The sequence below is a fragment of the Burkholderia sp. Ap-955 genome (assembly GCF_011753045.1).
In the GTDB taxonomy this organism is placed as follows: domain Bacteria; phylum Pseudomonadota; class Gammaproteobacteria; order Burkholderiales; family Burkholderiaceae; genus Burkholderia; species Burkholderia lata_D.
Genome location: NZ_VWWH01000155.1, coordinates 1 through 9,627 on the forward strand (window position 1 = coordinate 1; position 9,627 = coordinate 9,627).

Consider the following 9,627-nt stretch of genomic DNA (forward strand, 5'->3'; position numbering starts at 1 on the left):
TTGCCGCGCACGTGAGCACGGCCGCGTTGCCTATCGCCGCGTTCGCGGGCGCGCTCGCGGTTGCCGCGCTCGTCTACCGGCTCGCCGCGTCGCGCGGCCGGCTCGCACTGCCGCTGCTGCTGCTCGCCGGCATCGCGATCAACGCGCTGGCCGGCGCGGCGATCGGGCTCCTCACGTTCGTCGCCGACGACGCCCAATTGCGCTCGCTCACGTTCTGGAGCCTCGGCAGCCTCGGCGGCGCGCAATGGTCCGCACTGGCAGCCGTCGCGCCGTGCGTCGCGATCGGCGGTGCGCTGCTCGCGCGTGAACGCGACGCGCTGAATGCCTTGCAGCTCGGCGAAACCGAGGCACTGCACCTCGGCGTGCCCGTGCAGCGGCTGAAGCGGCGCGTGCTCGTCGCGGTCGCGCTCGCGGTCGGCGCGCTGGTGTCGTGCGCGGGCATCATCGGCTTCATCGGGCTCGTCGCGCCGCATTGCGTCCGGCTCGCGTGCGGCCCCGACCAGCGCATCGTGCTGCCGGGCGCCGCGCTGCTCGGCGCGCTGCTGACGCTTGCCGCCGATCTCGCCGCGCGCACGGTCGCCGCGCCCGCCGAAATTCCGCTCGGCGTACTGACCGCGCTGCTCGGCGCACCGTTCTTTCTCGCGCTGCTGTGGAAGAGCCGCGGCGCGCTCGGCGGCTAACCCTTCTTTCACGACGACCATGCTGACCGCCCATCACCTCGACGTCGCCCGTCGACACAACGCGATCCTGCGCGACCTGTCGCTGTCGATCGAACCCGGTCGCGTGACCGCGCTGCTCGGCCGCAACGGCGCGGGCAAGAGCACGCTGCTGAAGACCTTCGCCGGTGAACTCACCGGCGGCGTCGCGCCGAACGGCGTGCGCGTGACCGGCGACATCACGCTGAACGGCGAACCGCTCGCGCGCATCGACGCGCCGCGGCTCGCGTGCCTGCGCGCGGTGCTGCCGCAGGCCGCGCAGCCGGCGTTCCCGTTCAGCGTCGACGAAATCGTGCTGCTCGGCCGCTATCCGCATGCGCGGCGCAGTGGCGCGACGTCGCATCGCGATCGCGAGATCGCGTGGTGCGCGCTCGAACGCGCGGGCGCGGATGCGCTCGTCGGCCGCGATGTCACGACGCTGTCGGGCGGCGAACTCGCGCGCGTGCAGTTCGCCCGTGTGCTCGCGCAGCTGTGGCCCGATGACGAAGCGGCGGAGAGCGGCCCGCGCTACCTGCTGCTCGACGAGCCGACCGCCGCGCTCGATCTGTCGCATCAGCACCGCCTGCTCGAAACCGTGCGTGCCGTTGCACGCGAATGGCAGCTCGGCGTGCTCGCGATCGTGCACGATCCGAATCTCGCCGCACGGCACGCGGATACGATCGCGATGCTCGCCGACGGCACGATCGTCGCGCACGGCACGCCGCGCGACGTGATGACGCCGGCCCATATCGCGCGGTGCTACGGATTCGCGGTGAAGATGGTGGACACCGGCGACGGTGCGCCGCCGGTGATGGTGCCGGCGTAGCGCGGGCGTGTGTCGCATGAGCATGGCGTCGCCAGATGCCCTGCCTTGTCGATAGCAACGACTGTCACAACGTATCATTCGCGCGTCGCGCATCCCCTTCAAGGAGACCCACGTGCCGCTTCCGATGACCCGCGTCATCCTGTACGTCCAGGACGTCGCATCGCTCAAGTCGTTCTACCAACGGTATTTCGATCTGCCTGTCATCGAGGAAATCGAAAACGAGTGGGTCGTGCTCGGCGCAGGCGCCATCGAACTCGCGCTGCATCTCGCCGGTCCGGCGTTCCGCCACGCGGTGACCGCTCACACGGAAGCACGCGCGGAAACCAGCCACGTGAAGTTCGTGTTCTCGATCGGCCAGGGCATCGGCACGCATCGCGACCGGCTGGCCCGCAGCGGCGTGACGGTGCGCGATCTCAAGCGCCATGACGGGTTCGCGTACACGATGTACGACGGCATCGATCCGGAAGGCAACGTCTTCCAGGTGATGCAGGCCGACTGACTGTCCGTTCGGCCTGGGCGTTCACTCAAACGCCCAGGCCGGCATCGCCCTCGTCCGGCGCTGCGCGGACGGCAAGCCTCCCGGCTCAATGCTCGAGATCCGCCGCGCCGAACGTCCGCATCTTCCAGCCGAGCCGCACGGCGAGCATCCGCATCGAGAATCCGGCCGCCAGCGCGACGATCGTCGCGAACCCCGCATCGATGCCGAGATGCTGCATCCCGACATAGAGCCCGCCCGTAACGAACGCGACGCTCGCATACAGCTCCTCGCGCAGGATCAGCGGCATCTCGTTGCACAGCAGGTCGCGCAGCATCCCGCCGCAGACACCCGTGATCGCACCGGCCAGCACGACGATGATCGGCGCGGTGCCCGTCGACGCGCCGACGTCGCAGCCGATGATCGTAAACGCCGCGAGGCCGATCGCGTCGACGGTAACGAACAGCGTCTTCATTCGCGTGACATGCCGTGCGGCCCACGACGCGACGGTGGCCGCGACCAGCGTGATCACCAGGTACTCGGGATGCGCGATCCAGCCGAGCGGATAGTGGCCGAGCAGCACGTCGCGCACGGTGCCGCCGCCGAGCGCCGTCACCGCGCCGACGAGCGCGAGCCCGAAGCGGTCCATCCCGCGGCGCATGCCCATCAGCGCCCCCGACATCGCTTCCGCGACGATTGCAATCAGATAAAGCGTATGCATGGTGCGCGTCAGTCACCCGTCCGGAACAGGTCGAGCACGCGTTCGCGCTCGGCCGCATCGACCGCCGCAGGCATCGGCTCGGCAGGTTTGCCGTCGTTGCCCGGCGCGTCGGATGCACCGGCCACCGCCGCCGCCCCGCCGCACGCGAAGCGGCTGCGGATGTACGACGGCACGTCGGCCGTGCACGCGCCGCGCGTGTATTCGGCGTAGACGAAGTCGCCGTCGACGAGCGCGACGTCCTGCGGCGGCGTTGCCTCGACCGGCGTACGCCCGTCGACGGCCGTCTTCATGTAGTCGAGCCAGACCGGCAACGCGAGCGACGCACCGGTCGCACGCCCCATCGGGCGCGGCGTGTCGTAGCCGAGCCATGCGACCGCGACGATGCCCGACGAGTAGCCGGCGAACCACACGTCCTTCGACCCGTTCGACGTGCCCGTCTTGCCGGCCGTGTCGTCGCGGCGCAGCGCAAGCGCGCCGCGCGCGGTGCCGGACTTCACGACGTCGCGCAGCATGCTGTCCATCATGAACGCGTTGCGCGCCGATACGACGCGCTCGCCTGCCGGCGCCGTCGCCTCGTACATCGCGCCGCCGTGACGCTGCTTCACCGACAGGATCAGGCGCGGCTCCATCCGCGTGCCGCCGTTCGCGAACACGCTGTACGCGCTCGCCAGTTCGAGCGGCGTCACGGCGCCCGCGCCGAGCGCGAGCGGCAGCGACGCCGGATTGCGCTGCGCGTCGAAGCCGAAGTGCACCGCGTGCTCTTGCACGTAGCGCGCGTCGGTGGCCTGCATCAGGCTGACCGCCACCAGGTTCTTCGAGCGCATGAGCCCGCGCCGCACCGGAATGAAGCCCTCGTAATTGTTGGCGAAATTGCGCGGGCGCCACGGCCGCGCGCCGGTTTCCTCATGCGTGAGCGTGCGCTGCGTATCGTCGACGAGCACGCCCGGGAAGTAGCCCTTTTCCAGCGCCGCCGAATAGACGAACGGCTTGAAGCTCGAGCCCGGCTGGCGATACGCCTGCAGCGCATGGTCGAACACGTTGCGGTTGAAATCCGCGCCGCCGACGAGCGCGAGCATGTCGCCCGTTGCCGCATCGAGCGATACCAGTGCGCCTTCGAGCCCGTTGCGCGCATCGCGCTTCGCGCGCGGCTGGCGGCTCAGCGTGCGTGCGAGCGATGCTTCGGCCGCGCGCTGGTCGCGCATCGAGATCGTCGTCGTCACGTCGAGGCCGAGCGTATAGGCATCGTCGTGAAAACGCTCGACCATCATCCGGCGCGCGCGCTCGGCGACGTACGGCGCCGCGATGATCCCGGGCGGCGGCGTGGTTGCCAGCGCGATCGGCGCGTCGACGGCCGCGTGATACGTCGCGTCGTCGAGCTGGCCGAGCGCATGCATCCGGCCGAGCACGTAGTTGCGCCGCGCGGTCGCGCGCGCCGGATTGACGACCGGGTTGAACGCGGACGGCGCCTTCGGCAGCCCCGCGAGCACGGCCGCCTCGCCCGCGCTCAGCGCGTCGAGCGGCTTGCCGAAATACACGTTCGCGGCCGCCGCGAAACCGTAGGCCCGCTCACCCAGATAGATCTCGTTCATGTACAGCTCGAGCAGCTTGTCCTTGCTGTATTCGCGTTCGAGCTTGGTCGCCATCAGGATCTCGGCGAGCTTGCGGCTCAGCACCTTGTCGCGCGTCAGGTAGAAGTTGCGCGCGACCTGCATCGTGATCGTGCTGCCGCCCTGCCCCGGCTGCCCGGTCACGACGTTCGCGAACGTCGCACGCGCGAGGCCGTTGAAATCGACCGCGCCGTGCTGGTAGAACTTCGCGTCCTCGGCCGCGAGCAGCGCCTGCCGCATCAGCGGCGGGATGCGTTCGAGCGGTACGAACTCGCGCCGCTCGACGCCGTATTCGGCCAGCAGGTCGCCGTCGCGCGAGAAGATCCGCAGCGGCAGCGCGGGACGGTACACGGCGAGGTGTTCGACGGACGGCAACTGCGTCCAGATGCGCTGGATCGTCCATGCGCCGATGCCCGCGCATGCGACCGTCAGGCCGAGAAGCGCGCCCGCGAGTGTGCGCCACACGCGGCGACGGCGGGGCGGCGGCGGGGCGGGTGGCGGCGGCGGGGATGCGGTGTGGTCGGTCATGTCGGGCTCCTTCTTCGATGCTGCGACGGCCGGTGCGCGAGCGGCACCGACTGGTCACGAAAGGCGCGCATTGTCGAAGGGATGGCGCGAAACCGGAACATTCTTTAGCCAAAGTTTGGCTGGCTAAATTTTATTTAGGAAAGTGCGCGTGGGCCGTTCACTTCGCATCTGCGACCGCGTGACGCACCATTGGACGCACCGTGCTGCGCGCGAGCCGGTTCGGCTGTAGCATCGTGTGATGTTCGATCGATACCTGGGCCTGTGGGGCCTCGTTCCCGACGGCGGCCCGATCCTGACCGCGAGCGGCGGCCTGCTGCCCGTCGTCTGGCAATCGCGGCCGGCGATGTTGAAAGTCGCCACCTGCGACGAAGAGCGTCGCGGCAATGCGCTGATGACGTGGTGGAACGGGCAAGGCGCCGCGCAGGTGTGGCTGCACGACGGCGATGCGATTCTGCTCGAACGGGCGCAGCCGGCGCCGACGCTGGCCGGTTTTTCGGCTTCAGGCCACGATGACGACGCGATGCGCATCGCCTGCGGCGTCGTCGAGCGACTGCATGCGCATCGTGCGCCGGAGCCGCCGTCGGTCGTGCCGCTGCACGACTGGTTCCATGCGCTGCTGTCGGATGCTTCCGGCAGCGACGTGCTACACCACTCGGCAACGGTCGCGCGCCAGCTGCTCGCCGGGCCGCCTGTCGATGAAGTCGTCCTGCACGGCGACATCCATCACGGCAACATCCTCCATTTCGGCGATCGCGGCTGGCGTGCGATCGACCCGAAGGCGCTACGCGGCGATCGCGCGTTCGACTACGCGAATTTGTTCTGCAATCCGTCGCACGATATTGCGGTCGATCCCGTGCGCTTCGAGCGGCGTGTCACGCTGGTGGCCGAGGCGGGGAAGCTTGATCGCCGCCAGCTGCTGCAGTGGATACTCGCGTGGTCGGGCTTGTCAGCGGTGTGGCTGATCGAGGACGGGCTGCTGCCCGACACGCGGTTGCAGGTCGCGACGCGCGCGGCGATCACGCTCGGCCTGTAGTGGTACGCACCGACCACGAAAGCAAGGTTCATCGCGAATTCCTTGAGCATGCGGGGAAAGCCGGCTGCTCTCGGCCATCGTCTGCCGTTCGTACAGGTGTGCCGTGTGACGCCGGATCCGTCGGTTCAGCACCGGACAGCGGACGCTCACCGAATCAATGGCGGCATATCATGCCGGCCAAAGTCGATCATTACGTCTCCCTTACCCTCTTGTCGGGCGCCCCGCCCAGCCAACCGGAATCGGCCATGAAGTTTCATCCGCGTTTCCGCCGCCACGGTCAAATTGCGGTTGCCGATCTTCGACGCCACGAGCCTCTTCTCACCGGAATTTCGAGCAGTCGATATTGCTCAATTCCACATATGAAAATTTCACAACGTGCATTGTTGCCTGCGACCCTTTCAGCGTTTTTCAAGGAAATGTAAAAGGATTCGGCGCGTCGATCGCGACTCGATCGAAATAGTAACAATACGGCATCCCCCCTGTCCGGGTGAGCCACGCCCGGGTCGAACCCTTCGCCGCGCCCATTTGTCGCACCTGCCCTTCTTTGCATTTCGTTACAAGTCGGGTTGATTCGTTGCGGACACATCCCGTAAATTTTGCGGGTCGTCCGGCGGCATCCGGCAGTTGGGCGATGTTTCATTCTGCCTGTCACGCCATGCCGGATACCCGACAGTTCGCCATCCGACCCTGCAAGCCCGCACGCCGTGCGGACTCCAGCGGTCGAACTCGCAATGAGTATCGATTCGACTGTAAGCAGTCCGACAGGACCCCGACGATCCGTAATCGGGTCGCCGAGTCGTTCTTGTCATGCATGACTTAAGCCGGCGTAACAGCAGGATTCGTGGTCTTATTTTAATACTTTAATCGCACTCCTAATTTACTGAGGAGAATCAACCGGGTTGTCGACGGTACAAATTAAATTTGCGCATTGCGCGAACGAGGACAGAAAAATGGAATTCGTACGGTTGGGTATTGTCTTTATTCATCTCATCGCCTGCTGTGTCGCGATTGGTCTCGTGCTGACCAGTGACATTGCGATGGTCAAGCGGCTTTTGGATTCCGACGCACCCGAGGATCTTGACCAGGTCCACCTGGCCAGTCTGCAGCGCACCGTCACGTTGGCGCTGACGGTGCTTTGGATCACCGGCATTGCGATCATTGCGTTCGACATGCGGACTCAGGGCCTCACGTATCTCCACAATCCCAAACTCCAGGCCAAGATCGGCATCGTCGCCTTGCTGACCTTCAACGGTATCGCCTTGCACTCGATGGTCCTCCCGGCATTGCAAAAAGTGGGCTCCTTGCTGGAGCTTTCCTTTGAACGGCGTATGGTTGCCATTTTCGCTGGCGTGATTTCCGCAGTGTCGTGGTTCTATGCGGCGATGCTGGGCGTCGGGCGCCCATTGAGCTGGAAGTATTCGTTGTTCCAGATCCTGGCCGCTTACCCTGTACTGATTGCCGGCGGAATCGCCACCATGTTGTTCATCACGGCACTGGCGAAATCCAGGAAGCCCCTTGAACAGCAGCACACCGAAAAGATCGCAGCTTATTGATCGCCGACACCCGAGGGATGCGTACGACTCGCAGCAGTATGCATCCCGTTGCCCCACAATCCGCGCTTCGGCTAGAGCGGGATCGCGGATTCCCGGACGCAGGCGACGCGCTCGGCGGTCATGGTTCCCTGGAAGCGGCCGGAGGCACTGCACGGGCCTGAAGGGCAGCAACGGGTCGGCAAACGACATCCGCGACAATCCATCAAGCACAAAAAAGCCCGCCGGTATTCCCCGGCGGGCTTTCACATTCGACTGATCCGACTGCTTGAACGACGCTTAACGCGCCGGGTTCAGCAACAGGTTCATGTGACGGTTCACGTCCTTGTACAGCAGATAACGGAAGCGGCCAGGGCCACCCGAATAGCACGCCTGCGGGCAGAACGCGCGCAGCCACATGAAGTCACCGGCTTCGACCTCGACCCAGTCCTGGTTCAAGCGATACACAGCCTTCCCTTCGAGCACGTACAACCCGTGCTCCATCACGTGCGTTTCAGCGAACGGAATCACGCCGCCCGGCTCGAACGTCACGATGTTCACGTGCATGTCGTGGCGCATGTCGCTCATGTCGACGAAGCGCGTCGTCACCCATGCACCGTTGGTGCCCGGCATCGGGATCGGCTCGACGTCCTGCTCGTTGGTCACGAAGGCTTCCGGCAGCGGAATGCCGTCGACGGCCTGGTAGTGCTTGCGCACCCAGTGGAAACGCACCGCGGCATCGCTGACGTTGTGCAGCGTCCAGTCCGCACCCGGCGGAATGAACGCGTAGCCGCCCGGCTTCAGCACGTGCTTCGTGCCTTGCAGCGTCAGCTCGGCTTCGCCTTCGACGACGAACAGCACGGCTTCGGCGTTCTTGTCCTGCTCGGGCTTGTCGCTGCCGCCGCCCGGGTTCACTTCGACGATGTACTGCGAGAAGGTTTCTGCGAAACCCGACAGCGGGCGGGCGATCACCCACAGGCGCGTGTTCGTCCAGAACGGCAGCCAGCTCGTGACGATGTCGCGCATCACACCCTTCGGGATCACCGCGTACGCCTCGGTGAACATCGCGCGATCGGTCAGCAGATCGGTCTGCGGCGGGTGGCCGCCATGCGGCGCGTAATACGTTGTCTTAGACATAGTGCATCCAGGCAATGGGTTGGTCCGGCCCCGGGTGCCAACGGCATCGGGCGGCACGTACGCGCGTGGGGCACGCATGCGGCGGCGGGATGTCGTTGCCGGGGTGGCTTGAAGACGCATGCGCCTTCGTTCGGTCGGCCAGGCTTCGCGACGGGTTCGTCCGGTTCTTCGGACGCGGCGGCCCATGCTTGTGGGGCCGGCGACCGGGCCGTGGCGCTCGCGATCGATCATGCGGCGAGGCGCGGCCAGCGGCACGGTGCGATGCCGTACGCGAGCATCGCCGACGATAGCGAAGTCGTTCGCAATCGACCAATTAAATGTTGCGATGGATTCCATTCGATTTCCCACTACCAGCCGGCAGTCGCGATACGCGGTGAGGAAGGGCGAAGCGACGCTCCGGCTATCAGGGAAATCCTGACGGGCGGGGCAACGTGCACGTTCGCCGGGACGCAAAAGGCGTGGGCGAATAACCGCAGCTATTCCCGTTGCGCGCACGGTTCGCGATACACCTGGTTACGCCGATTGGAGTGCGACGACGTGCGTACCGCAGCAAGCCGCACCGCGCCAATCATGAGCCATCGCGGGCCGCAGAACGTGCCAACGGAAATCGAACGGGACGCGAATGGTATCGGCACGCCTCGGACGCATTCAGTCGCGAGAGGCGGTGTAGTCGGAAAACGGGGAAATACAGCGAGGCGGGAAACTTGCCGGCCCGTCGATCGGGCGTCTGGCCGCGGCTGAGGAAGCCGAAAAGGGTTCGCCGGTCTGGCCGGCGATGACGGCCCGGCAGGCCGCCGGGCCGAATCTCGCGTCGGGTGCCGACGCCGTCGGCGCGCCGGTGCGCCATTCACGCACCAAGCCGCGCCAGCGGCGATCAGTCCCAGTCGCGGTGGTGGTGATGCTTGCGGTGGCGATAGCCACGATCGCCGCGACCGCCGTAATCGCGTTCGTACGAGCTGCGCGACATGTTGCCGCCGAGCGCCGCGCCGGCGCCGCCGCCGACAGCCGCACCCAGCAGGCCGCCCGTGCGGCCGCCCATCGCGTTGCCTGCCGCGGTACCTGCGCCGCCGCCGAGG

9 protein-coding genes and 1 pseudogene are annotated in these 9,627 nt (G+C 66.5%); 6 read left to right on the forward strand and 4 right to left on the reverse strand.

Annotation, left to right across the window (positions count from 1 at the left end; translation table 11 throughout):
* From F3J15_RS36120 to F3J15_RS36130, 3 genes are all read left to right on the forward strand, one after another.
* A partial coding sequence (locus F3J15_RS36120; protein WP_166897392.1) for an iron ABC transporter permease occupies nucleotides 1–680 on the forward strand: 680 nt, incomplete at its 5' end.
* Nucleotides 681–699: 19 nt separating this feature from the next.
* Nucleotides 700–1,521 (forward strand): heme ABC transporter ATP-binding protein, encoded by an 822-nt coding sequence (locus F3J15_RS36125; RefSeq protein WP_069252637.1) that lies wholly within the window; start codon nucleotides 700–702, stop codon nucleotides 1,519–1,521.
* 112 nt (nucleotides 1,522–1,633) lie between these two features.
* On the forward strand, nucleotides 1,634–2,020 hold the full coding sequence (locus tag F3J15_RS36130; protein WP_166897395.1) for a VOC family protein: 387 nt from the start codon (nucleotides 1,634–1,636) through the stop codon (nucleotides 2,018–2,020).
* 85 nt (nucleotides 2,021–2,105) lie between these two features.
* Here the strand turns inward: F3J15_RS36130 and F3J15_RS36135 are convergent, their stop codons facing one another.
* The gene (locus F3J15_RS36135; protein WP_089448558.1) at nucleotides 2,106–2,717 is read right to left on the reverse strand and encodes a trimeric intracellular cation channel family protein; all 612 of its coding nucleotides are present in this window, start codon (nucleotides 2,715–2,717) and stop codon (nucleotides 2,106–2,108) included.
* 8 nt (nucleotides 2,718–2,725) lie between these two features.
* Entirely contained in the window at nucleotides 2,726–4,852 is a 2,127-nt protein-coding gene (locus F3J15_RS36140; protein ID WP_166897397.1) for a PBP1A family penicillin-binding protein, read from the reverse strand.
* Between the two features lie 238 nt (nucleotides 4,853–5,090).
* Here F3J15_RS36140 and F3J15_RS36145 point away from each other — a divergent pair, with 238 nt between their 5' ends.
* The 3 genes from F3J15_RS36145 (at nucleotide 5,091) to F3J15_RS36155 (ending at nucleotide 7,438) form a co-directional block, all read left to right on the forward strand.
* Nucleotides 5,091–5,885, forward strand: a complete 795-nt coding sequence (locus F3J15_RS36145) for an aminoglycoside phosphotransferase family protein (protein ID WP_166897400.1) — start codon at nucleotides 5,091–5,093, stop codon at nucleotides 5,883–5,885.
* A gap of 170 nt (nucleotides 5,886–6,055) precedes the next feature.
* Entirely contained in the window at nucleotides 6,056–6,307 is a 252-nt protein-coding gene (locus F3J15_RS36150) for a hypothetical protein (RefSeq protein WP_166897403.1), read from the forward strand.
* 528 nt (nucleotides 6,308–6,835) lie between these two features.
* Complete coding sequence (locus F3J15_RS36155) at nucleotides 6,836–7,438, forward strand: hypothetical protein (RefSeq protein ID WP_069252642.1); 603 nt, start codon at nucleotides 6,836–6,838, stop codon at nucleotides 7,436–7,438.
* A 276-nt stretch (nucleotides 7,439–7,714) separates the two neighbouring features.
* Here the strand turns inward: F3J15_RS36155 and F3J15_RS36160 are convergent, their stop codons facing one another.
* Together F3J15_RS36160 and F3J15_RS36165 are read right to left on the reverse strand one after the other, a co-directional pair.
* Nucleotides 7,715–8,551 carry a bifunctional allantoicase/(S)-ureidoglycine aminohydrolase gene (locus F3J15_RS36160; protein WP_039349877.1) on the reverse strand — a complete coding sequence of 279 codons (837 nt, stop codon included), beginning with the start codon at nucleotides 8,549–8,551 and terminating at the stop codon, nucleotides 7,715–7,717.
* 874 nt (nucleotides 8,552–9,425) lie between these two features.
* Nucleotides 9,426–9,627, reverse strand: a pseudogene (locus F3J15_RS36165) (hypothetical protein); the annotation flags it as partial.